At 53.5% G+C, this 25,504-nt stretch carries 20 protein-coding genes; all 20 read right to left on the bottom strand.

The features are described 5' to 3' along the window. Window positions 1-74 precede the first annotated feature (74 nt). The 20 genes from AC1DF0_RS17480 to AC1DF0_RS17575 all read right to left on the bottom strand — a co-directional run bounded on the left by AC1DF0_RS17480 (window position 75) and on the right by AC1DF0_RS17575 (window position 25,376). Entirely contained in the window at window positions 75-1,745 is a 1,671-nt protein-coding gene (locus AC1DF0_RS17480; protein ID WP_477574793.1) for a hypothetical protein, read from the bottom strand. Between the two features lie 30 nt (window positions 1,746-1,775). Then, complete coding sequence (locus AC1DF0_RS17485; RefSeq protein WP_477574794.1) at window positions 1,776-3,887, bottom strand: phage tail protein; 2,112 nt, start codon at window positions 3,885-3,887, stop codon at window positions 1,776-1,778. 31 nt (window positions 3,888-3,918) lie between these two features. Beyond that, window positions 3,919-6,198, bottom strand: coding sequence for a putative baseplate assembly protein (locus tag AC1DF0_RS17490; RefSeq protein WP_477574795.1), 2,280 nt, complete (start codon window positions 6,196-6,198; stop codon window positions 3,919-3,921). A gap of 40 nt (window positions 6,199-6,238) precedes the next feature. Then, window positions 6,239-9,334 (bottom strand): baseplate J/gp47 family protein, encoded by a 3,096-nt coding sequence (locus AC1DF0_RS17495; protein ID WP_477574796.1) that lies wholly within the window; start codon window positions 9,332-9,334, stop codon window positions 6,239-6,241. Window positions 9,335-9,352: 18 nt separating this feature from the next. Continuing rightward, window positions 9,353-9,754 (bottom strand): GPW/gp25 family protein, encoded by a 402-nt coding sequence (locus AC1DF0_RS17500; protein ID WP_307200548.1) that lies wholly within the window; start codon window positions 9,752-9,754, stop codon window positions 9,353-9,355. Between the two features lie 35 nt (window positions 9,755-9,789). Next, window positions 9,790-10,518, bottom strand: coding sequence for a phage baseplate assembly protein V (locus AC1DF0_RS17505; protein WP_442052146.1), 729 nt, complete (start codon window positions 10,516-10,518; stop codon window positions 9,790-9,792). Further along, window positions 10,515-11,600 (bottom strand): phage late control D family protein, encoded by a 1,086-nt coding sequence (locus AC1DF0_RS17510; protein ID WP_442052147.1) that lies wholly within the window; start codon window positions 11,598-11,600, stop codon window positions 10,515-10,517. The genes AC1DF0_RS17505 and AC1DF0_RS17510 overlap by 4 nt, the downstream gene beginning before the upstream one ends. A gap of 4 nt (window positions 11,601-11,604) precedes the next feature. Further along, window positions 11,605-12,231, bottom strand: coding sequence for a CIS tube protein (locus AC1DF0_RS17515; RefSeq protein ID WP_477574797.1), 627 nt, complete (start codon window positions 12,229-12,231; stop codon window positions 11,605-11,607). A gap of 33 nt (window positions 12,232-12,264) precedes the next feature. After that, window positions 12,265-15,513: a hypothetical protein gene (locus AC1DF0_RS17520; RefSeq protein ID WP_477574798.1), complete on the bottom strand. Its 3,249-nt coding sequence runs from the start codon at window positions 15,511-15,513 to the stop codon at window positions 12,265-12,267. A gap of 47 nt (window positions 15,514-15,560) precedes the next feature. After that, window positions 15,561-16,019 (bottom strand): phage tail protein, encoded by a 459-nt coding sequence (locus AC1DF0_RS17525; RefSeq protein ID WP_442047909.1) that lies wholly within the window; start codon window positions 16,017-16,019, stop codon window positions 15,561-15,563. 10 nt (window positions 16,020-16,029) lie between these two features. Continuing rightward, entirely contained in the window at window positions 16,030-16,290 is a 261-nt protein-coding gene (locus tag AC1DF0_RS17530) for a DUF6760 family protein (RefSeq protein WP_442047910.1), read from the bottom strand. Then, window positions 16,221-16,601, bottom strand: coding sequence for a phage tail assembly protein (locus tag AC1DF0_RS17535; RefSeq protein ID WP_442047911.1), 381 nt, complete (start codon window positions 16,599-16,601; stop codon window positions 16,221-16,223). Before AC1DF0_RS17535 ends, AC1DF0_RS17530 begins: the two co-directional genes overlap by 70 nt. 696 nt (window positions 16,602-17,297) lie before the next feature. After that, window positions 17,298-17,732, bottom strand: a complete 435-nt coding sequence (locus AC1DF0_RS17540) for a phage tail protein (protein WP_337099680.1) — start codon at window positions 17,730-17,732, stop codon at window positions 17,298-17,300. A gap of 50 nt (window positions 17,733-17,782) precedes the next feature. Then, the gene (locus AC1DF0_RS17545) at window positions 17,783-19,492 is read right to left on the bottom strand and encodes a phage tail sheath family protein (RefSeq protein ID WP_477574799.1); all 1,710 of its coding nucleotides are present in this window, start codon (window positions 19,490-19,492) and stop codon (window positions 17,783-17,785) included. A 98-nt stretch (window positions 19,493-19,590) separates the two neighbouring features. Beyond that, complete coding sequence (locus AC1DF0_RS17550) at window positions 19,591-20,373, bottom strand: hypothetical protein (RefSeq protein WP_442047913.1); 783 nt, start codon at window positions 20,371-20,373, stop codon at window positions 19,591-19,593. A gap of 4 nt (window positions 20,374-20,377) precedes the next feature. Beyond that, entirely contained in the window at window positions 20,378-20,956 is a 579-nt protein-coding gene (locus AC1DF0_RS17555) for a Pvc16 family protein (RefSeq protein WP_442047914.1), read from the bottom strand. A 186-nt stretch (window positions 20,957-21,142) separates the two neighbouring features. Then, a complete protein-coding gene (locus AC1DF0_RS17560; RefSeq protein WP_477574800.1) occupies window positions 21,143-23,290 on the bottom strand; it encodes an AAA family ATPase in 2,148 nt (715 codons plus the stop codon). Window positions 23,291-23,319: 29 nt separating this feature from the next. Next, window positions 23,320-24,510, bottom strand: a complete 1,191-nt coding sequence (locus AC1DF0_RS17565) for a PP2C family protein-serine/threonine phosphatase (protein WP_442047916.1) — start codon at window positions 24,508-24,510, stop codon at window positions 23,320-23,322. Between the two features lie 37 nt (window positions 24,511-24,547). Beyond that, a complete protein-coding gene (locus tag AC1DF0_RS17570; protein ID WP_442047917.1) occupies window positions 24,548-24,895 on the bottom strand; it encodes an STAS domain-containing protein in 348 nt (115 codons plus the stop codon). A gap of 19 nt (window positions 24,896-24,914) precedes the next feature. Next, window positions 24,915-25,376, bottom strand: a complete 462-nt coding sequence (locus tag AC1DF0_RS17575; RefSeq protein WP_442047918.1) for an ATP-binding protein — start codon at window positions 25,374-25,376, stop codon at window positions 24,915-24,917. Window positions 25,377-25,504 lie beyond the last annotated feature (128 nt).

Here is a 25,504-nt window from a genome sequence, read left to right on the forward strand (position 1 = left end):
GTGCGTATACTCTACCAAAAAAAGCCGCGAGATAACGCTTCTCGTGAAGCGTAGTCTCGCGGCCCAATTACATGCTATTCCTCCGAAGCAGCCGCTTCGGCCATTGCATCCGTTAATGAATCATTGTCTAGCTCGCCCTGCTGAGGAGCTGCGCCGAGGCTCTTGAACGCCCACCAGCGTACGGCAATAACCGATGCGGTAGACTCCATATCACCCTGCAGCTTCATGCCGATGCGGAACGTTCCTTTCTCGGGATAAACGATCGTTCCAAGCGATACGTTCGGAATGTCCGGCTCGAATTCCGTTCCCTTGAACACGTCGCTTTGACCGTAGTAGATCCGTTTTTGCGTAGCGTTCACATCGCCCGCCACAGAACGTTCCACTTCTTCCAGGCCGACGACGACCGATACTTGTCCTTCGCCAAGTCCATGGTTGATCTCGTCGGAGACGTAGTTCTTCTTGCCCCGAGAGAAGAAGAAACCTCCCGACTTGCCGATCGACTCCAGCAATACTTCCATCGTGCCGGTTGCAATCTCGTCATACAAGTGCTGCGGACGCGGAATGCCGAGCTTAAAGTCGAACTCATTGCGATCCGGATGATATTGCACATCCAAGGAAGGTTTGGCGCCATACTCCAAATCTTCCGTTTCCGCGCTTGCATAGAACTTATGCAGCGACGAAGCGCGCGAAGTCTGGGAGAGTCTTTGCAGCAAAGAGGTGCTCTCGATGTATTCGCCGTAAGGAACGCGGTCGACCTTCTCGATCATATAGGTCGGTCCCATCTGAAGCAGGCTGATCTTCGCCAAACAAATGCTTTGATCCGCCGAACCCTCGACAGCTTCTTCCAGGCTGCGCTCATGCCAGTCCTTCAGAATGCGCTCCGCTACCGGCTCCTCCAGCACTTCAATCACATGTTTCGCGTTGGAATCGAGCGGAATGACCGCGTCGCCGATTGTCAGCTTTGCAGCCGAATTTGGCACCGTCAGCGAAGCGGAACCTCCCGCTTMAAGCGGCGCCTTCACATGGAAGCTGACCGTATATTCCGTTTCCTGCGCATCGCCCGGCTCTGCGAACGATACGTTTTGCCCGTCATGGCCTACCGTAATGAAGCCAACCGCATCATAGTCGTATTGGAAAGCAATGCGCGGCGTTTGGAGCGTCTTCTCAACGACGAGCTTAACCTCGACAACCTCGCCTGGGTTAACATATTTCGGCATGCGCTGCGTAATACGAACGCCTACATCCTCATAAATCGTCGTCACGTTCTCCAGCAAACGAACGAATTCGAAGGAAGATGGCGCCGGCGCCTCTTCTACGATAAACAAGCGGTACGACTCCAGCACGCGATTATATTCGCTCACTTCATCGGAACGAATCGCCGAGTTGCCGACGGAATGAACCGGCTCTTTGCCCTTCTCATCGTAAGCCACGCAAAGATATACGTTTTTCTTGTATTCATTGTTCGTAAAGCCTTCAATCATCGACAGCTTTAACGTTACCGGGGAAGGAATAACGAGCTCGCGGCCGATATAGTCGATCGCTACGCCCATCTCGACCGAAATCGTCTTGTCATCAACGGCGACAACCTGCATGCCCGACAATACGCCGCTTCCGTACAGCAGGCGGTTCAACAATCTTCTTTTGTCGTTAAAATACTTTTGCTCCGATTCAAAGTCGCGCACCGTCAGCAGCTTGCCGTAAAAATACCGATTTCTCTCAAATGGATACAATCTCGATTTTTTCATCAATTCCCACTCCTTCACGAACTTCATCTATTATTCAAGCTCTGAATCCATCTCAAGGCGAGTATGTATGTCTATTCGCTTCTCCATGCCGACATCGACGATCAACGTATCGTTAGGCATCGTGCGGTTAGGGTTCAGCGTCATGAGCGACGGCTCCGTCAGCACGGTGTTGATGCCAAGGTAAGTATGAAGGTCTAAGTACATCCACGGTTGAAGCATCACAAGCTTCGCTTCCGTATAGGCCGGCTTCTGCTCCTCAATTAACTGCTCGATGACAACGCGCTGTTTCTCGTTAGGAGCTTGCTCTGGCCGAAGCAGAACGGTGAAGGTGTAGGGATCGCCGTCGTACAGCTTATCCGTAAGCTCCCTAAGCTCTGCGTTGTCGCGCATGCCCTTCGTCTGGAAATATTCAATAATAAGCGGCGACTGTCCCGTGTAAATTTCGATCGTCTTCATTAGCCCCTGCCTTGTACCTCGGTATCGGTACAGCTCCGGCGCAGCTTTGATGAATGCTTCCACCTGTCCATCGGTCCAATAGTCGTCGGTTTCCAGGCCAAGCCAGGACGACAACCACCTGAGATGCTCGCCTGTCGCCAGCTCCGGATCGAGATAGTCAGACAAACCGTTAATTTCGCTCTCTACCTCGGAGAACAGTGTACCGAATAAAGATAAGTAACGCTCTAGAAAGTCGCGGCTAGCAGGGTCTTCCTGATATACCGCCGGCAAATACGATAAATACGTCTCACGCGGAAAATAAAGCCGCATCGTCTGGAGCAAAGGCGAATGCCTCTCCGTCCCGATCCATTCGATCTTAATCCATAAATACCGTCCTTTGGCGCCAAAAAACAGCGAATCCTTCGGATTAATGACTGGCGGCGACCAGTAAGGCGCAAGCGCGTTCAGCTTGTCTCGATACGATAACGACGTAACAGCCAGCCAATCGTCGACCTTGCGATACGCTCCGTTAATGAGACAGCTTTCCTCGTTTAACGTGAAGTAGGACACTCTTAACTGCGTACCGTCGGGAATGAACGCATCAAGCGTCATTTTATGCCATATCGTATCGGCTTCCGCACTATCGTAAGCGCGCGATAACCACACACCCTCTGGTACTCCCGTCTCTTCCATCGCCAGCGTCTGGGGCTGCAGATTCAGCATCGTCACAACGCCCTCGTCACCGTTCAATATGAACATGCGGTCTCTGCCGTCGATAAGCAATTGATCGGCTTTGCCTCGGAAGCTCGTAATTTTCCCTATTGACTGACCGGCTGCATCGAGCCTGACGATAAATCGGTCATCCTCGCTTTCCTGATCCATCTGTCTCGAGTCGCCGATATAGAGCATACCAGAGCTATCGATACATAATCCTGCATAAGGAAGCGAGGGCAGATCTCTCTTCTCTGCCAGATTGCCGCTGTTAGTAAAGGCATACAGCTTAGCGAACAGCGTGTCGAAAATGTACAGCTTCCCGCTCGGGGACAGCGACATAAAGAAAGTCCGGTTCAAATGCTTCAGCTTAGCCCGCACCCGCTGCGTGAAGCTTGGATCGCTCCACACACCGGTCAAAGCGCCGCTATGCGTGAACAGCATTACCCCCAGCTTGCCCCCCTCGGGCACCGTTGGCTCATCGCCGCTCACATCGATCTCAAGCGGTGTCAGCACATAGATGTAGCGCTTATCCGAAGCTATCGCGATTGGATAAAGCGGCATACCGTCCGCTTGCTGGCCGGCACGGGACCACAACGTCTGGCCCGTATCCGTATGATAAGCCGCAAGCGTTAAATCGCCAGATCGATCGGCTGCGAACAGCAGGTCGCCGGAGGCTGCGAGCCTCGCATCGGCGCTGAATAAGCCATGTCCTTGCGTGAACAGCCGCTTATGGTCCGTGTTTCTGCGATCATAGATCCATAGATCGGCCCGTTCATCAAGCAAATACAACCGATCATGCTCGCCGATCGCAATCTCGCGAATCGTTCCCGTTCCATCCAGCTCGCTTAGCTGCAGAACACCGGCAATCCCGTACTTATTATCTCTTCGCACTCCGAAGCCTGCCGTGCGCGACTCCAAATTGTATGTGGTGCCGCGCCGCCAATCTTCCTCGCGATTAATCGAGAAATAACGATCCAGTCCGTTCAGACTCATCCCCTCCTTTGCTGCCGTCCGCGGTACGACATCATAGATGCGTGCTGCTTATCAGCTCAATTTCATGACTGCCCGAGAACACAAGGCCATGAGGCGGCAGGATCAGATCGCCGCCCGCGCTCTTCTTCACATGGGCGCCTTCCGCATCCAGCCACAAATCTTGTATGAACAAAACGCCATTGCTTCCGCTAAGCGCATTATAAATATCACCCTTATACACCGCTCTGCCGAATGTCCAGCCCGGTGAGCCATCGTCTCCGTCAAGCGGCCGCAGCAGCCGCCTTAGCTGCTCTACAAGCCGCTCGCCTTCATCGATGAATTGCGGTTCAACAACAACGACCGCATGAACGGTCACTTTGATATAAACGGGAGGGATAACATGTACCTCGGTCGTGATCAGCCTCCGCGAATCGATATGCTTCCTTACCGTTTGCAAGAAACCGGCGCTTGGCGTCGGCGTCTCGCTTAAGCTGTAAGGAACAACGACAACCGATACTTGCCCGGCAGCCCGCTCTCTCGGATAATCGGCAAGTCCAGGTCTGTACAGCGGAATCGCCTGTACTCTGGCAACTGCCGCACCCGGCGTCTCGCGGGCGATCGTCTCGTAATCCTCATCGGTTACAGCGCGGAACGTACGCTTCAGCTCCGTCTGAGCGCGCTGCAGCGTCTCAGCAAGCGTCTCCGCCTCCGAGCCGCCCGCAGCATAGAATGGATTGTCAACCTTAATTCCGTTTTCGGCTTGCACGTTGCATACCCATTCCGTTATAAGACCGGACTTCACATTGCCTCGTTCGCCACCGCCAAGCTCGCAGCCGATCAAGCAAATATTTTCTTCCAAGCAAGACGCTGGAATAGCGCCGCGCTCACCGTTACCGAAGTAGATTCGTCTTCCGACCGGATCATACACATAATGGCGATCGCCGGGTCCTGAATGGTCGAAGTCGTCAACCCGCGTCCAGTCAAACCATTTCAATTCTCCAGTTGCTTCGCTCTCTCCAACTTGCAGCTTAATGGCGTCCTTTTTTTTGCATGGGACGTCATATAGGTCGAATGATTGGYCGGGAAGTCCATTGCTTCGACCGACTAATCGCAGCAGATCGAACTTCGGCATACTTGCGATAATTCGAATCATTTGGCCTGCCTCCGGCATGACGCCGTCTACGCTGCCGCCGAAATGAACTTCCAAATAATCTTTACCTGGGCTTCGCTTCACCGAATACAGCTTCGAGCGTTGTTCCGTCAGATGGTCACTCTTCATGTCCGACGTCTCTTCTTCCTGCCAATACGTCCATGAAAAATCGATATTTTGCACTTGCACGCGGATTTTCCCGAACACGGATAAGTAGGTATCGCTCACGATCGACGTTTGCTCCCCGCCGTGGAAAGGCAAGTCGATCACCTCGCACAGCGTATCCCGTTGAACCGCGATCGTAGTATGAAGCATCAGCTGGCGTATGCGCGGAGGCATCTCGTAACCCGACTCCTCAAGCGTGCAGCATATCCAATAACGCGCACGATCGCTTGCCGGATGAACCGTTACCGCACGCATTGACGCTCCGACGCGGAACGTCATTTTACCGCTTAGCGTCAAATGCAGCGTCTCGTCGCGCACGATGTCCAGCGGAAGCCAAGCCGCCGTCTCCGTTGCCTCGTCATAGCCGTATACTTTCCATGACAGCCTGGAGGAAGGAGTAATCACAGAAGCTGCAAGCAGCGGATCAAGGAGCTCTGAAGCATGCCTCTCTTGTCCTTCATTCCCAGGTTGCATGAGCTCTATATTGAGTGTGATTTGTTCGCCGGAAATGAGTTCTCGGTCGAACGATATGTATAATTTGGATGATTGCTTCGCATCGGCGCCGAAAGCGTAGTAGACGACATCCGAATGTATATTGGATGCTGTCACATCATTCGCTTCCCGTTCCGTTCTTGTAATGATCCGGTCAAGCGACAGCGGAACGAGCTTAACCGTCGTATCCGTCTCGAACATTTGGTCTTCCGCCATGAGCTTCGTTCCACGCGGCAACGTCGTTTGCTCAGTTACGTTCGTGAACTGAATAAGCGCCTCTGCCGATTGCGTATCTGCCGGCGCAACGCCCAGCAAGTCAAGAAACTTACGACGGTTTTTGTCCGGAACGCGGCTTATGAAATAACGCTGCATCTCGGTCAGCCATGCGAATAATTCAAGGAAGGTCATGCCTGGATCATGCGCGTTCTCATCGGTCCATTCAGGAACGCGTTTCGGTATCAGTCGTCTGGAATGCTGGACGATCTCGGCGAAGCTCCGATCGTCCAGCGGCAATCTAGGCAGCATAGGATGCCTCCTTTCCTTGCAGCTTTAAGTCATATCATTATTAATGTGGGGCAGGGATTGCCGTAATCTGATGATGCCCGTTAACGACAATGCCATGGATGACCTCGCCCATTCGCGCGGGATCCCACTCTGTACGCACGCCGTTCTCAATCTTGATGACATGTAAATACAATCGTTCTATGTAGAGCAGCGACCTTACCGAATGAAGCAATGAATGAAGCACCGAAATATGAAGCGCTTCGCCGATCTTCCAGCCTTGGCCGTCCGCATTGCCCGTAATGGAATCAAGGAACGCATCCAGCTTAGCAGCAGAAGCCAGCTCCAGCGGTAGCAGCTCATCCACTGATTCCGCCGCAACGGTGGCATGCACCGATATTTCCAGATAAGCCGGCTCGATGACACGAATTGCACCGCCCAGCGATACAAGATTGGAAGCTTTGCGAATAAGCTCACGCTCCACCGTCTTCTTGAGCTCCGGAAACTGTGCCGTACCGCCAAGCCCGCCCGCAGGGAAAGCAACAACCGTAATAGCACCGGGAGTTCGCTTAAGCAAAGCGTCCCGATTGCTTAAGCACTTCACCTTCGCAATCTGCGGATACGCCTCGCGGGCAATCCATTCGACGTCCTTCGTCGTAACTGCGCGACCCCGATGCTTAAGCTGCTGCGGTCCGCGGGCAACCACCTGCTCGATACGCTCCGCATCGCCGCCGCCAATCGATGGCGCGGGATTCGTTACGCTTCGGATGAAGGCGATCGGAAGCTGCATACCTGTAATTTGGTCTGCCGCTACATGACCGCCAGCTCCGGCAGTCGTCTTGAAGCGAATTCTGACCGTCTCCGACTCCTGCGAGGAAGGCAAGCGTCCGTGTACCCCATCGCCGAATTGCAGCGTGCCTCCCGCATGATTCGTCACATAATGTCTATCGTCCGGCCCCGATTCGGCCAGCGAGGCAACAGCCTGCCAGCGTACCCAGAAGCGCTGGATCTCGCCTTCGCCGTCGCGTTGAGCAGCGTACGCCGAGCTTTCGGTTTCCAGCAAACTCTCCTGCTCGAGCGCCGTATATCTCTCAACCTCATCCACCCATACTTCTTCGTCGATGAAAGCGGTCTGTGTCAGCTGTACGAATCCGTCAAGCGGAATGGCAAGCTCTCTCTCCTGACTGACCTGCTGCCTGGCTGTCACCGCATTCATATCAATGCGGCTAGCAACCGGCAGTTGCGGATACGTTCCGTCCATGCAGCCGTCGCGATTAATCGCCCGCAGCCAGAACCGCTCGCGTCCGAACAAGCTTGCTTGCACCATCGTCTGCGGTCCTACCCATTGCAGCTCTCCGCTCGATGTAAAACCATCCGTGCCGTCCGTTGTCTTCACAGGCAGCCAGACGAGCCTGCCGTTCTGCGCGCATAACGCTTCCCACTCCACCCAAGGTGGCTGATTCCGGCCTGCGAATGGACGATCAAGCTCGAAGCGTGTCCGCAGCGGCCCTTTCGTCGGGGCTGTATCGAATGAAGCATACACGGTCGGCTGCTTCGTTGCCGGCGGCTCGAACAGCTTATAGGCTGCTCCTCCCGCTCTCGCTTCTTGCGTGCGGTCTCTCACTTCGATATTGCTTCTCGTATACAGACTGTCAGGCATGAATATCGCCTGCGAAGGCTGTGTATATGTAAATGCAGGTGAAGACAGCCACGGCGACATATATTCTACGACCGGCGCAATAATCGGATCGGTCTGCAGTACGCGCGCGCGCAGCCAATAATCGTATGAGCCGTTGACGAACGTCTGCGCTATATCTTCAGGGCATTCGAATTCAACGGTAAACCTTCTCTCCTCTTGCTCCGGCAGCTCCTCGAATAAGGTTCCGAACTGCTCGCTCCCGGGAAGCCGGGCCCAATTCACGCCGTCCCAATATTCCCACTGCACTTTGCGAATATGAATTCTCGGCGGGTCTTTCTCCTCGAAATCATAGGTTCTCATGACCATTTTCCACTTGACCTCGGGGTCTTGGGCCATGCGAAGACGATTAGCCGACAGCTTGGCCGTAAAGCTTAGCTTTACATGGCTCTTGCGCTTCGTGAACGCCTCCTCGCATGACAAGTAAAACACAGAATAAGGTACGAAATGCTCGCCGAACGGATAGAAGCCGTCTGCCGGCACCTCGGTATCATTGAAATACAATGCGCTCGGCTTAATGCCTTCCGTATCGCGATGCGCATCATGCGCCGCGCGTATACGCAGCTTGTCCATCTCCAAATGCTTCTCGAGCAGCGGCGAAGCCGCGTCCGGCAGTTGCTTCACCGTACAACGTATCCAGCGCCCCTTAATGCCTTGATACTCCGTAACTTCAAGCTTGCCCGCCTGCTTCTTATACAAAATAATCGTTTGACCGGCAGCAGTGGCCTCATCGAACTTCACCCACTGGCCATTGCTCGGATACGTCCACTCAACAAGATCGGAAGCGAGGGAAGCGGCCAGCTCCGGCTCCGAATAACGTTTCTCCGAATGATGCACGTTCAGGTAGAAGCGATTAGGACGATCGACAAGAAACAGATCGTCATGACGGATATACATCGAATGCTCCTGTTCGTTCACCTTATAATCGGTATCGAACAAACGCACCTCCGGTACGATTCCCGCTTCTATGCTTTGGCTATACTTCTCGGCTGAAGTCACAATCCGATCCTTCGCCGGAAGGACGTTAATCCATTCCTGCAGCTTGGCAGGCGTTGCCAGCAGCGTCTTCTCCGTCTCGAACACCAGCGGCTCGCCGCCCTCTGGATTCGGCGCGGTAAGCGCCAGTCCTGCCGGAAGATAGACGGGATTCACAGCGCCTTCGCTGAGCCCGAATACAACGGTCGCAAGTGACGGACGCGGAGGCTGCAGCTTCACTTGAATCAGATCAAGGAAAGCTAGAAAATGGTTCAGAGGCGCTTGATTAAGCCGCTCCACCGTATCCTGCAGCATCTCCGACGTTAAATAAGCCAAGCCTGTACCCGCATCCGGATCTTCCGGCGAGAACCGCCATTCCGGCGTATAGTGAGGAGCCATCTCTTTCAATCTAGCCATGAAAGAGGCAACATTGTTCGCATTAATGCTTGGCGGACGAAGGCCGCCGCCCGTTCTTCCTCCATGCTTCATCGCATCGCTTCGCTCCCGTTATTTCGTGCCTTCCTCGAGATAAAAAGGATAGACCTGATTAAACAAATTGTTCGTTGACCGCACCGCATACGATACCGTCAGCAGCACACGCCCGGTATGCTGAGGATCAAGCTGCGCTTTCACCTCGATATCCTTCACCCTGGGCTCCCATATCCGAATTGCATCCGTAACTTCGCTTGATATGAGCCGCAATGACGTTTCGTCTGTCGTGCCGAAAACGAACTCTCGCAGTCCGCAGCCGAAATCCGGCCGCATTAGCCGCTCCCCCTTCGAGGTGCGAATAATAATTCGAATCGCTTCCGCTATATCCTCCTCGGCATCGGCCATCAAAATGCGGCCTGTCGTGGCATCCACCTGCACAGGAAACTTCCATCCTTTTCCCAAAAAAGAAGCCGACATTCCAGCACTCCCCCTCTTCCGTTTGAACTAAGCGGCTAGTTGATCTTGACCATAGAGCCCTTGAGCGTCAGGATGCCATTCGTCTTCACTTCCATCATCCCGTTCGACTGCAGAGTCAGCGAGGCATCGGCCTCTACCTTCACTTGCGCTCCCTTAAGCGTCAGCGACTTCGCGCCCGTCATCGTCACATCGCCTTGCGAAGTCATCTCGAGCTTCGCCGTATCGCCGCTCTTCACCGTGACTTTGTTCGCGGTGCTGTCCAGCACGATTGATTGTTGCGTGTTCTGCATCGTAATCGATACCTTCTTGCCCTTATCGTCCATTTCAATGCTATGGCCCTTGCTCGTCTTGATCGTAATGCTTCCGTCTGTACTGTTATCGTCAAAAGTAATTTCGTGCCCGCTTCGCGTCTTGATCTTGCGAACATCGTTTTTCTCTTTGCCAGCCGGAGGGGGAGCTTTCTTGCTCCACAGCGTTCCGATAACTACCGGCTGATCGAGTCTGCCCATTAGAAAGGCGACCAGCACCTCGTCGTTGACTTCAGGGACGAACAACGTACCCATATCGTTACCGCCCATCAAGGACGCAATCCGAATCCAATCGGTCTGCAGTTGCCCCTCCCGAAGCGGAAATCTAACCTTTACGCGGCCTAATTTCTCAGGGTCTTTGTTATCGCTGACGATCGCGTTCAAGACGCCGGATAATTGCTCGGAAGGCATAGAGCGCTGGTGCGAATCAAAAAAACCTGTAAAGTTCGAGCTCATATGGCATTCCCCTCCGTTTCGAAATGAACAATGTAGCCGTTGTCCGAATCCATCTTATGTGACACCTTCGTCAATCTCGCCGTATGATTTAGCTTCGTTCCGCCTAACCCGTCGAACTTGATAAGCTCGCCCGGCTTAAGCTCCGGGAAGCCTATGCAGCTGCCATGTCCGCTGACAAGCTCGCGCGACAGTCTCTCCAGCATCGCCTTGGCAAGAGCGGTAGCCTCATCCTGTGAAGTCGCTTGCGTGTAGACGATCTCGATTTTCTTCGCAGAGAGTTGCGCCGCGACGCTCGGACCCGCCTTCTCCATCGTGCCGATCTTCGTTATCGTCTTCGCAGAAGCTTCGATCGGCTCCATTTTGTCCACATCGTAACCTCTGACCTTCACCTCTGCTACTTGGCTGGATGCATCAACCTGAAGCGTGAACTCCAGCAAGCTTTTGCCATATTGCAGTGTAATGATTGGATCTCCCGACGTTTTTGGTTTTTTAAAATAAAGCTTGGACGCCGTCACATAAAAATGCCGGTCGTTATCCATCGCGAGCGAGCGAATAAAGTGGTAATCGCTCACGCCGATCTGTTCAATGGTATTCTTCTTAACGGTCGTCGCATCAATATCGGTCGATAGTCCGTATTCGCCGGCAATTTGTTGAACGATATCGCTGTCCTTCGATTGCGACCACACTTTGGAATGAGACGACTTCATCATCATGAAAGAGCGGTCCATCGCGACTACGATGATCTTAGGGTTCATGTTCGAGCCATACTCGACGTTATAGCCGGTAATCACACCGTCAAATACGAGCCCTTTTTTGTCCGCATAACCAAGCTTTACCTGAAGCAGCTTCCCTACGGCAATCGTCGTCCCGACCCATTGCATGACGTTGTCCTGCCATTTGAAGGCGTTCGCGATGCAGAATCTGGCAACATCCGCCTGCGCATCGGTCGTCTGCTCCACGTCGACCCATTCCAATGCCATATCTAAAAGTCTAATTAATTGCCCATCAATGAGGATGTCGGCTTCAGGCGCAGTAAAACCACCGTATTTGGTCTCTAGTGAATCAAAGGTGTTGGCCGGCATACGCTCACTCCAATCTTGGAATAGTTAAACTTTTACCAGCTGCAAGTAAGCGCGGATTATCGATGCCGTTAGCCTCGGCGATATGCCGCCATGCGCCTGGATCCTCATATTCGTCTGCTGCAATCGACCATAGCTGATCGCCCAGCTTAATCGTCTTCAGCTTCGTCCGGTCAGCTGATTGCCGCGGAATTTCCTGGTACTGCTCCTTCATCGTTTGGCTGCTCTTCATGCACAAGCCGAGCGTTGCTCTTACCGGTACGCCCGATTCCAGAAACATCGTGTATCTTTGCGATATGGAAGTGACGACACCTTTGAAGTCAAGCGAGCCCCATACGAATCGGCAAGTCGGGGGAGCATGAAGATCGGAATCAACGTCCATCATGCCTACAATGGCGGAAGTAATCTCCCTAACGTCCGTGCCGAGCTCGTAAGTATCGAAGAACAGACTAAGCGTCAAGGTAGAAGCATCGCCGCCGACAAATTGCGAGATAGGCCTTTGTAGACCGGGCACATCATTCTCCGAATATTGATTGCCTACCTCTAGTTCGTATTCCGTCGGGTTGAACATCACGTCTATCGTTTGCGTCCGTTCATGCCAATAGATCCAAAACTGCGCTTTGCTTAAGGCCATAATCAGCTTCCTCCTCTTCTACTCTTCTACTCTTCAAAAGCCGCGCCTGCGCTGCTCCAGCTTCATCTTGCGCTCCAGCGCTTTATATACTTGATCCGCTATCGCCTCGGGACGAAGCTGCGGAATTTTCATGATCATCTTCTGCAGCTTCTCGGGATCAAGCTCCTTCGGCGCTTCCACCTGAACATGACGCTCAGGCTCCTTCTGCGCCGCTTGCTTGCGTTGATGATGCGCAAGCTGCGGCATTGCGGTAGCCGAGGAGTACGTGCCCGGCGTGGCTGTTCCGCTCACTGCTCCGGCCGATGCCGCTTGGCGAGCAGCGAAGCGCAACCGCAGAGGGCTTGAACCCGCAGCTGGCGTTGTAGCTGATCTTTCAGCTGCTTGCTGCGTTTGGCTGCCCGATTGTGTAAAAGCCTGCTGTTCCGCAGCGTGCTTGCGCACCGATTGCAGCGATAACGGCACGAAACTGCTTCCGGCACGCTGCACAGTCATAGCAGCACTCTTCACAGATGATAAGCTATGGCTTATCTGCGGAGCGGTTCTTTGCTGTATGTTGCGAATAAGACGATGAGTCGTACTTGTTTTAAGAGCGGCCATCGCCCCAGCGGACGTTGGCTGCGAAGACAAAGCTGCAGACCTAGCTTGTCCGCTTCGGGCTTGCTCTGATTGCCCTTGTACGTCTTCGTCCGATTTCATAACTGCGCTGCGTCTTCCGATCAAGTCGACTATCGGCGTCTTCAGCGCGGACGAAATGAAGCTGCCCGAACCCGCGCTCGTTTGCTTGGCCACGGTTGCGGCGACATTATTAGCCTTTTGAACTTGCGGTTTCTTCTTCGCGCCAGCGCTCGTTCTCCGCTGGGCAGCAATGGAATGATCAGGCTGAGCGGGCTGTGCTCCCGCAAGCCGTTTATGAATCGTCGCCGCCAGTGACGGTGACGCTTTGGGCGATTGATGAATCAGCTTAACTGTAGAAGAATGACTCGTCTGCTTGCTTCCACGCGACAACTGCAGCGGTGTACTCCGTTGTGATGCTTCGCTTGTTGTTACTGGCACGGAAGCTATTGAAGACGTCACGTTATTCTGAAGTCGCTGGCTAAGTTCCTCAGGCTGTTCTGAAGGCTTAGTTGTACTTGTCGAGATAACTTGTTTCCCAAGCGATTGCCGCAGCACCAATCGCACGTTCCCTTGCACGGGGGCTCCGTTCTTTATAACCATCCCTTTCGCTCTGCTTGAAGGGGGGAGTTGCGGCGCATCGGCTGAATGCCGCCTACTAATACGAGAGTTAATAAGATGGGCTAACGAATTCGTATGCACAACTGATTGCGGTTGCTGTCTCGCACTCGCAAGCGAAACATTCCTTTCAGCCCCACCTTGGACAGCGGCGCCTGTCTTAATCGAAGCTGTCGGCCATCCCGACGATCGAGCAGCTTGCGGCTTGGCAGCTTTAGAAGCAGGGAGTGAGCGTTGCAAGTCCGTTACGGAACCTCTCGTCACGCCTGCTTGTTCATTGGCATCGCCCTTCGCTTCTTTCTCGCGATGTACGAGCCGCTTCGCAGTAATGGCAGGCAGCACCCGTTTACTTGGTTCTATCTGCGTTGCTGTTGATTGCGGCTTAGCCTCGAACCAAGTCGTATGCTGCCTAAGCAGTCGCAGATGCCCCGGAAGCTGATTAATCGTCACCGACATTTCTCCTCGGCTCGTCATCAGCTTAAGCTGGCCGACAGCTCGTTCGCTCCTAAGTTGCGGCACGTTTGACGTGCTTGCCGCAGCACCGTTCGTTCTCCCAGCATCGTTGACTGCAGCAGGCTTAGCACCCGTTGATTGCGTCTCCGCTTTACTGACCTGCTCCGCTTCTTCCGGGCTGTTCTTCTTTGCCAAATGCTCCAGCTTCGCCGCCGGAACGGGTTTTCCTTTTCCGGACAACCTGCCTTGAACAGCATTTGTTGCCGACTTAGCATCGTCCAATTCTGCCTGCTCCGCTTGCTTCGCTCGCTCCGACGTCTTCGCCTCACTCTGCTCCGCTTGCTTCTCCCGCTTAGACGCCTTCGCCTCACTCTGCTCCGTTTGCTTCACTCGCTCCGACGTCTTCGCCTCACTCTGCTCCGCTTGCTTCACACGCTTAGTCGTCTTCGCCTCACTTTGCTCCGCTTGCTTCACACGCTTAGTCGTCTTCGCCTCACTTTGCTCCGCTTGCTTCGCCCGCTTAGACGCCTTCGCCTCACTCTGCTCCGCTTGCTTCGCCCGCTCCGACGTCTTCGCCTCACTTTGCTCCGCTTGCTTCGCCCGCTTAGACGCCTTCGCTTCACTCTGCTCTGCTTGCTTCACTCGCTCCGACGTCTTCGCCTCACTTTGCTCCGCTTGCTTCACTCGCTCCGACGTCTTCGCCTCGGTCTGCTTCGTCTGAACGTCACGGGCTACGCGACTGACATCGGCAGCATGCACCTTACCGTCTGAGCTGCGAAGCCGACCGCTCCTTGCATTCGTCAGTTGAAGCGGAGCAGCCTCACGGCCGCTTCTATAATCCAATACGGAGCTCTTCAGCTTAACCCGCTCTTTCACAATCGGCTTCTGTAAGCTTTCCAACCGGCGAGCCGATTGAATCGTAATAGGTTCTTTGCTTCTCGCTTGAATCCATTTATGAAAATCCGTTCCCGCCTGCAGCTTACGTTCACTCGCTGTAATGCCCGGCGATTCGGCTTTCTTTCCAATTTGGGTAACTTGTATACTTTCCGTCTTTGTATGGACTGTGTTACTCAATCCGCCAGCACTGCTCGTACTACTCGTGCTACTCGTGCTGCCTTTACTACTCTTACTGCCTGCAATACTTTTACTGCCCGTAAGGCCAGCAGCCTTTTCAGCTTTGTTAAGATCAGCTTGATCTCGCCCTTGCAAGGTGACGGCAGGCTGAGTCACTGCAATTTCCCTAACGGTCCGATGTTCCTTAATGATGCGCTGTACGTCTCTATAAATGACGGTTTGCTTCTCTACCGTTACTTTCTCACGTTCAATAACGCGTTCAATTCGAGGCGCAGCGCTTGCCGCCGCATCCTTCTTCGGTTTCGGCTGCTTCGTCGTATCCTTCGGCGCAATGACCTGCACATGCACCCTCTGCTGTACGACCGAAGGTTCGCCCAAGCTGTTTTTTTTATGAGATAACGATAATCCGCCAAATTGGCTTTTTCCTTGCTTTTGCTTGTACTTGTTCAAGATGCCTCCGGCAAAAGACTGAACCGATGTCGGTTGCTGCTTCGTATCGCTGGCCCGGTTCGTCGTCCTTTTCACTTCTGGCATCCTCCTTCTTTCATTCTGCTTTCTCGATTCACTTGGTCCTAGTTAAATCCGCCATATAAGCCGGTATGAGCAATTTCGATAGACTCGAATGCTACGTCGCTCGTACTCGCATTAAGCTGAGGCCCCGTCCATTTGACCGGATATCCGTCAAAAAAGCTCCACCGGCCAAACTCTTTTCCGTCGGCGTTTTGAAGCACAATCGCCCCCGTCTTGCGTGTAATCGGACCGTCGATCGAACTCTCATACCAGTTCCACAGCACCGGAGACTTCGTAACGCCGCGGCGCAATACGAGATTGGGATACCGTACGCCTTTTGGCAGTTTATGAACGTACCCGTTCACGCCGCCCTCACGGTACTCCTCGATTTCTGTCTCGGCTTCCAGCCCGGACACCTCGGTAAACCCGGCTACGAATACGCCGTCCAGCTCCACCCAGAAGTTAAAGCTGCTAGCCACCGTGAACAGCCGATCGTTTTCCTTGCCTTCCATTGCTGCCATAAAGTAAGCGTCACCTCTTTCCGAAGACGTCGAACACGTTCGGCTTGTCCGTATCCTCGTTCATTTTCCGGTTAATTCTCGAAATTTCATCGCACCACCGGCGACGCTCTGCATGCTCCATATTCATAATCTCGTCATGCGACCAATGGAAATAATAGGCGACGAAGCCTACCTCCTCATATAACCGGTCAACCGGATAATTTAGGAGAGGGCCTCTGTTAAGGACAAAAAATCGACAGCCACCTCGAACTCGTGATCGCATTTCGGACATGCCGCCGCCACTTTTGGCGCTTCCAGATCGTTTATTTGGCGATACAGGTTCTGCAAATAAGCAAGATCGGCCGTGAACAGCTTCTCAACGAGCCTCGTATCGATATGTCTAAGGTCGCCCAGCTTCGTTACTACCCTTGCCATCAAAATAACGGTCAAGTAGCTTGGATTGGACTGCACGCGCGGATCCTTCATCGGCAATATTTCGTCGGCTGCGGTTGCCAGCCTCATGACGCCGCGGCGGTGAAGGTTGCCATGCTCGTCGACATAGCCGCGCGGAAGCTCAAATTCGTATTCGGTTTGAAACGCCATCCTTCTATCACTCCAATACCATCTATTGATGTATGCCTAAGGACTTGCTTTATAAATCCTGTTGCATAATCTGCAACGGATTCGTCATCCTGCTCAGCTTAAGACGAATGCCATTGCACATTTTGCAACGGATTGACCGCTCTCTGTTCCATATGTGTCGCTTTCTCATTCATCTACTGCACAATCGAGACTGTCGATTCATAATGGGTCACTCCAACGCTAAATCCAAAGCACAAGACCTCGCTTACTGAGGTTACGTTTGCCTGTATTTCATACAGTCTAAACGGTCCAAATCGCCTGTTAAGTGACTTTTGAGTGGAAAACATACAGTCAAAACCGGCATTTTAACCCCAAGTAACCTATCTCAGTCCATTTGATTGCACAAAATCCAAGCAAACTCTGAAATCTTCTCGTTCCTAGCCTTTTAATTGTATGAAATCCATTCAAAAAGCGAGCACATCTCTATTGAGCTGAATGAATCGATAGACTCTAAGCTGCAACCATGACATTCGAAAGCAAGCGTTACTCCTAATTCAATTGCAGCTTCTGCAACGAGAGGATTACTCCTCGCTTCTCCCCTGCATTCTTCCTGCTCCCTACAAAGTTTGACAGTTGCAAAAATAAAGCGGAAAACAAGAGAGGAGTAAGCCGATAACCGCCTACTGCCGCCTCTTGTTCCGTTGCATCACGCGTGTATTAAGCCGTGCGCGTCAAACCCTCATGCGCGAATTCCAGCAGCTCGATTGCTACTTCGTTGCCAAGACCGTTGAAGGTAGGCGCCGTATACTTAACCGGCCATGCCTCGATAACGTTCCAGCTAGCCGTTTCTTCGCCTTCCTCGTCAACCGCGGTGATCGTAATCGTCTTACGCTCAACCGTACCCTCGATGCACTCTTGAATCCATTCATACAGCTCCATCGATTCCGTAGCGCCCCATTTGAGCGTAATATTGCCGTACTTCACCAAGCCTGGAAGCTTGCGCGGGGTAATAACCTCGTTGCCCTCGCGGTATTCAATAACGTCGAAAGTCGCTTCAAATCCGGAAACCTCGCTGAATCCGGCCTCTTCCAGACCTTCGATTTCAACAATAAATCTATAATTGCGATATGGATCAATACGATCTCCTGCCATGGTTATCCCCTTCCGTTATTCGATATGGAAGCTAAATGCAAATGCTATTCCTATTCCGAGCCAGTGCGTTGAGTAATGCGGAATACGACGAACTCTGCCGGTTTGACAGGCGCTACGCCGATAACGCAAACCAATCTGCCGTTGTCAATGTCGTCTTGCGTCATTGTCGAGCGGCCGATATTGATATAGAAAGCTTCGGACGGGCTTGTACCCGACAGCGCGCCGTCACGCCATACGCGCATCAAGAAAGCTTCAATCGTCCGTTGTACGCGTGCCCATAGCTGCTCGGTATTCGGTTCAAATACGACCCAGTTGGAGCCGTTCTTAATCGAACTTTCGAGGAAGATGAACAAGCGACGAACGTTGATGTATTTCCAAAGCGTGTTCGACGAGCAAGTTCTCGCACCCCATACGCGAATGCCTTGTCCCGTGAACGAACGGATCAGGTTAACGCCCGCAGGGTTAAGAATATCCTGTTCGCCGTTGTTGTATTGCACGTCAATGCCGACTACGCCGCGAAGCGTTTCGTTGGCCGGAGCCTTCTGTACGCCGCGAGTGGAGTCGGAACGGGAGTATACCCCTGCAATCGTACCGGAAGGAGGGATGAAAATATTGCGTTTGTCGAGCGGGTCAAACACTTGAAGCCATGGATTGTACAATGCGCAGTAGCTCGAATCGAATAGATCGCGGTGAGCCAAAACGTCCTGTACCTTCGTCACTTCGCGCGGAAGATCGAGGATCGCGAACCGGCTGCCGAGCGACTCGCAATGCGCCACGAGCGACAATTGAACGTTCGGATCAGTAACACCTGGAATCGCCATAATGCTGACAACGTCGTTATCGATGAACGCTTGGATACCCGTTCTCTTGCCCGGGCCAAAATCTTCGCCGATAAAGTCGCCTGCGGACAAGCTTGCAGCCGTGCCGTCGCTGCCGCCGGAAAGCGTAATTTCATAAGAATCGGCATCCGCGCCAGCCAGTTGCTCGAACGGGGATACGCTGCCCTCGGAAACCGATTGAACGGCGATATGAACCAGCACGGAGCGGCCTGCCGCTTTCTCCACATAGTTAGGAGCTTCAGGGTTAAGCGATACCTTCTCATACGTCTCAACTTCAGAGCCATAGCTTACCGAAAGCGTGAATTCAGCTGTGCTCAGCCATTTGGACGGAACAAGCGCCGTATCCACCACTTCGCCCTTCAGCGAATCAGCGAGCTCAATCACTTGATCATGAACGGATACGATGCGGCTGTATTGCTTCTCCGAACCGTTCGTGAACACGACCACATCGCCTGCATAGAAGCCGGCTGCGTTTTTCACGCGGTAACGATTGCCTTCAGCCGCCTCGAAAATAGGCGTCTTAGCTTTGCTTGCCGGAACGGCTACAAGACGGAGCTGATTGCCCCATGCCCCCGGGTTTTTGGCGGAAACGGACAGTACAGCAGCTTGCTCGCTATTGGAAGCTGCAGCCGCATCCGAAGGTGCAACGCGTGCGATAAAGCAGCGGGAACCTCCGTTTGTGAAAAACTGATTAACCGCATAAGCCAGGTAACGATAAGAACCAAATGCATTCTCGGACAAATAAGAGCCGTAGACGCGCTGGAAATCTGCAGGGCTTGTAATAAGCTGCGGCAAGCCCTCGACGGGTCCGCGTGACGCAAGACCGATAAAGCCCGCCGTACTTGTGCTCACTCCCTCGAGCGGCTTGGAGCCACTTTCAAATTCCTCCACGTAAACGCCTGGCGATAAGTACTCAGCCATGAATGATCTCCTCTCTGAATCTATTTATGTATTAGGTGACGTTCGGCTTCTATGGCCATAGTCAGCCCCAAGACCAAATTCATTCGGGAAAGGTGCAACTACAGCACAATGGTGCTCAGCTTCGCAACTTCCCCGGCCGTTGCTTGCAGCTCGGCAATAACGGCCTTCCCTCCGGCTTTCACCGTTGCCTTAACGGCAAACTGTCCCGGCAGCGAGCCTCGAAACGGCAGCAGCGCCGTCCCGTCCAGCCCGCTTCGCGTAACGATAGCAGGCATTAGCTGCGCGCCTCTTCGGAAGCTATGAGCTAACGGACGTTCGAACCTAAGCACATCGCCGGGAAGCATCTCTGCGACACGAAGGAGTTGTTCGTTCTCCATATCGCGCAGAAGCAAGCATTCCCCTGCGAACGTCTTGCCCTTGAACGAACCCGCAGCTACCCGGCTGTCGCCAGCCTTCAGCCCGTCCTGGGCAACTCTTGCCCTGGCTGCAGCATCCTCTGTCGCATACGCTTCAATGTCAGCGTGCGGAATCGGCTTTCCAGCCTCATTCACAATTCTGACCCTTACAGCCGTTGCCGCCGCAGGATAAGCATAGCCAGACCCAGGCAGTAACGGTACGGTCACGACAGGAGCAAGCGGAGGCAGCGCCGACAGGTCAATCTGTTCGCTGTACGGCATGAACATCGGCGACTTGACAGTGAGCGCATAGACGCCCATTGGGACATCTAGAAACAAATAGGTGCCGTCCGATTTGCGAACGGGCTTGCGGGCAATGCCCTCAAGCGATACGGTAATGCCGCCGGGCACTCTCCTCGTCCATACATCGACCGGAGAGACAACGAGCGAGCATCGCGTAATGAGCGTATCTCTGAGCTGCGACATTCCGCTAGCCACCGCCCTTCTCTTCAAGCACAATATGGCGCTCGACGACACGCGATACCGACTTCACGCGAGTAGAATCCAGCATGACCGGACCGACGCGATACACAACCGACAGCTTATAAGGCAAATCTCCGAATTGCCACAATTTAAGCAGCTCTTCGCTCTCCATGCTCACAAGCGACAGCCGGATCGTCTCTGCGCTCTCGGCAAGCGATCCTTCGAGATAGGGGCTGCGGAGCACGGAGTTGTCGTAAAGCACCTGCATAGCTCGTCCTAATATGCGATGCTCGTCAAGCGATTTGGTCAAACGATCCGCATTCGAATGCGCTGTCATCAGAAAATAGAAATCTAGCGATTGCGGCGGATATTGCAGCGTGCTTCCACGATCCTGCATGCCCGTGCGACGCGCTTCGCCATTTTCCTTCACGTTGAACAGAAATAACGACAAATTAAGATCGCCCGCATCACGCGGAGATGCAATGCCAATCAGATCGGTGCGCGGCACGGGGTCCGGCGTTAGATTGTCGCGCAGCAAACGAAGCATGCTTGCGCCCAAATCCGCGATAACTGTATAACCGGCCACTGCCATTCCCCTCTCTATCCTTACACAGTGCTGACATAGGCTTTTGACCTATTTCGACTCCAAATCTATTATAGCTTTTCTGCCATTAATTGACTACGAAAAACTACTCATTTTATGTCAAAAAAACAAGCAATCTGATCTATTAGTCGCGGTTCATATCCTAATTTCGCTAGATTTGGCTAAATTTCATGCATACGGGTCGAATAAGCCCTTCACCACGATCTTGCCCATCTTGTGAAATTCCTGTCTGGAAGCTCTGATCATGTGGCGCATCGCGATAGCGCTTTGTTCAGTGGCCGCCATGTATGCAGCAGCAAGCACAATGTTCTTGATATGCCCGCCCGCAACATCCACTGCCGACGCAAGAAACGGAAAGTCGAGATCGGAATCAAGCGGCGCCTCCGCGGGCAGCATCGAGCGGAACAGCCGCTCACGCTCGGCGCTGTCCGGGAACGGGAACTTCACGATGACGCCCATTCGGCGCAGGAAAGCTTCATCCATATTTTGCAGCAGATTGGTCGCCAGAATGGTTACGCCATCAAAAGATTCGATCCGCTGAAGCAGGAAAGCGGCCTCCATATTCGCATATCGGTCATTAGAATCCTTGACCTCCGTACGTTTGCCGAACAATGAATCTCCTTCGTCAAAAAAGAGAATAGACCCGCTGTTCTCTGCTTCTTCGAATAACTCGCGTAAGTTCTTCTCTGTCTCGCCGATATATTTGCTCACAACGCGAGATAGATCGATGCGGTAGAGCTCAAGTCCCAGCTCGCGCGCGACAACCTCTGCAGCCATCGTTTTCCCCGTGCCTGGAGGCCCGGCAAACAACATGGCGAGTCCTCGTCCGTAAGGAAGCTTGCTCCCGAAGCCCCACCGATTAAGCACCGTTTCATTGAACTTATAGCGGTTGCACGCTTCTGTCAGCAGCGCCAACGGCTCTTCCGGGAGCACGAGATCGCTCCAGGAACGGCTAGGCGCACGCTTCTCCGCAAGCTCGCTTAAGCGATGCTGGACCTGCGATCTCGAAGCCGCCGCATAATCGTTCAGATCGGCACTGCTTCGTCCTTGCAAGGAGGCAAGCAAGGCAGCCTGCCGCCTGGTTCCTTCTATTTGCCCAGCCGTGAACGCATATTTGTCGGCCAGCTGCTCGTAGAGGGTAGGATCGTCCCAATCGGAGCTCCCAAGCTCCCATAACTTTAATCGTTGTTCGGCGTCTGGTACAGAAATAGTGAATGATAATAACGAGGCTTCCGCAGGCAGAGGAAGCTGTGCGCCGCGACGTTCGCGCCGCGCCAGCCAGATGACGACAGGGAACKGCGATGCTCCCGCATATTCGACAATGGCCGCATCCAGGCTGCTTTTATACGACTCTAGCAGCGTATCGCCGGCCATCCCTTCAGTAAGCCCGAGCATAGCGCCGGATATCAGCGCTTCGCGCACAATATGGCGAAGCTGCTCGCTTCGCTTATCTGCCTCACTGTCCAGCTTATCCAATGCAACAACGAGCAGCGGCTGACCGGAAGCTTCGGCTACATGTCGTGCATGCAGCTTTTTGCCTGCTCCTGAAGGTCCGACTATCTGCATGAAAGGAAGTCTGGCTCCGCCATTGGCACGCTCTTGATTCACGGCAAGCTGCAAACTGACCTGCAGCCGCTCATCATACAGAAGTCCCGGCGCGGCCTGCCGCTCGTCATACTTTACGGCGACAGCCGCAATCCGGCTGTCGAGCGTCTCCGTATGAAGCAGGAAGCTTACGACACGGGGATCAAGACGCAGCGGAAGCTTCAAGGAGCTGCGCTCGCCGACAGTCTCGTTTTTTAGCAGAAACCGTCTTAGCGGCGAGGAGCCTGCCAAATAAGCGCGCGCCGTGTCGCGCTCCTCCTCCGAATCGCATAGCAAACGCAGCGCAAGCATGGCTGTCGGAACACGAAGCGTCACGTCATCGTTCAAATAGCCGAACCAGCTCTCGTATCTGATGTCGAGCTCCGGCGCTAAGCACAATAGGACACAGCGCCGCTCCCACACAGACAAGCCAAGCTGATGCGACATGCGCGCGAGCGGGGAGTCTTCCGTTTCTCCAGCGGCATCGCGCTCCGCCTCCCATTGCAATCGATATTCCCTGAACGCAGCAAGAGCATCGTCCTCCAGACGATGCTCCGTCTCCTCTAGCGTACGCTCGATATCGGATGGCGTTATCATTAACCCGCGCATCGAATAAGGAGCTTGACCGTCAACCTCCTTGCTCTCGAAATCGGCCAGCAATAACCGCAGTCCTTGTTCGAGCAAGCCAAGCTCTTCATATATATCCTTCGAAACGGCTGCAAAATTTGTCATATCCATCTCCGAATTCCAAAATGATCGCGCTATCTGCGCATTAGGCACAATACGGCAATATCGTCAGACTGCGGAGCACCGTCCGCGAACATGAATACGTCCATCAGCAGCGCGTCGATAATCTCCGCGCTTGAATAACCGGAGGTTTGCGACAAAAACTGCTGCAGGCGATGAACCGTATATTGCTCTTGCAGCGCATTTTCCGCTTCCGTAATGCCGTCCGTATATACAATAAGGCGATCTCCCTTGTCGAGGCTGATCGTCTGATCGTGATAGACGAACTCCGGGAACGACCCTAGCGGAATGCCTTTGCGCAGCTTGATCGGTTGAACGGTACCATCCGCTTTCACGACATAAGGCGTACAATGTCCGCCATCGCTCAGCACGACATCACCGGTCGATATTTGCAGCACGCCGCATACGATCGTTGCGAATAGCTGCGCATTATCCGTACATAATTCGTCGTTCACCTTCTCCAGAAGCTCGCCGGGCGACAGCTTCGGATTCATCTTTCCTTTCAGCAAGGAAAGCGTCATCGCCATGAACAACGCGGCCGGAATCCCCTTATCGGATACATCCCCCAGCGTGAAGAAAAGATGATCATCATCGATCTTGAAGAAATTATAGAAGTCGCCTCCTACCTCCTTCGCCGACTTAAGCAGCGCGCACACGTCGAACGGCTCGTTGGCCGAAGGCATCGTCGTAGGCAGGAAGCTAAGCTGAATGCTGCCGGCGATTTGCAGCTCGCTCTCGAGCCTCTCCGTAAGCGCGGTCGCCTGCTGCAGCTCGCTTACCGACTCCTCCAGCGCCTCGTACAGCCTCGCGTTATCCAGCGCGAGCGCGAGCGGGCCTGCCAGCTTCGCAAGCGCCTCGCGATCGTCATGGCTGAACGCTGCGCCGCCGCTCTTGCCGGCAGCCTGCAGAACGCCAAGCTTGCGTCCCCGCGCCGTCATCGGAATGGTAACGACATCCGTGCCTTGCAAAGTGCCGCCGTTCTCCTCGAAGAAGGCGGCCGCTTCTTCGGCGAATACGAGACGTCTAGCCGCCTCGTTCACCGCGCTTAGCAGTTCTGGCTTGTTCAGCGACGCATGCAGCTCGGCACTAAGATCGAACAGGGTTTCCGCCCGCTTCAGCTTCGCGGCGAGACGGCGGTTGCGAACCAGCGTATAAGCCGCTGCGCCAATACCCGCCGCGCCGATTATCCATTCGAGTTGAGACAATTTTGTTACCGCCTTTCAAGCTCGCGCCAGCTTGCCATTACGCGCCTGCCCCGATTTTTTCTAGCGCTTCCTCGCGCGTAGCCGCTATTTCCAAGATTGTCGTAAATCCCGACATTTCGAACACATCGTATACCTGCTCGCCCAAGCACGCGCATACCATCTTCCCTTTTGATGCCCGAAGCTTCTTCGCCGCTACGAGAACGACGCGCAAGCCTGCGCTGCTTATGTATTGAAGATTGCTGAAATCGAATATAAAGCTTTGCTTTCCTTCAGACAATAATTGCAAAAAAGCTTGTTCCGCCGCCGTCGCATTGTTCCCGTCCAATCTTCCTTCAAAAGGAAGAATCGTAACGCCATTCCATTCCGTTGCTGATAGATTCATCATTCGTTACCCCCGATTGCTCTTATTCGTTATGACTTTCCATAGGCTGAAATTGCTTGCGCATCCGAAATCGGTTTATTCCCCCGGTATATTCATAGTGAATATCGTCCATTAACCGTTTTACGAAAAAAATGCCAAGGCCGCCGATCGGCCGGTCGTCGAGTTCCAGATCGAGCAAAGCGCTCGCATCCGAATTATCAAGCGGATTGAACGGTATGCCCCCGTCCTCAATCTTCACTTCGACGCTGCTGGGCGAGGCCTGGATGATGACAGCAATACTATGCTCCCCGCCTGACGGGAAGCCGTAGTTGACAATATTGACTACAAGTTCCTCGCATGCCAGAGACAAGTCAAGCACTGCGCGAGCCGTCCACCCTACATCGGCGCCGATCTCTTCCAAGCGCTCATTCAAACGCTCAAGCTCGTCCATTCGGTTCAAGAGCTTGATCTCGCGATCGATAGGATATTGCCGATCGTTCAACATCCATTCCCCCCACACTTCTATGAAGTCATATGCCAAAAGCACTATGCCGGAATTCGCCGATATTTTTGTCTGTTATATCATTCTACGAAACTATCGCGAATCCTGCCGAAAGGGTCGAATATTGGCGC

Source organism: Paenibacillus sp. 05T425, assembly GCF_056396205.1.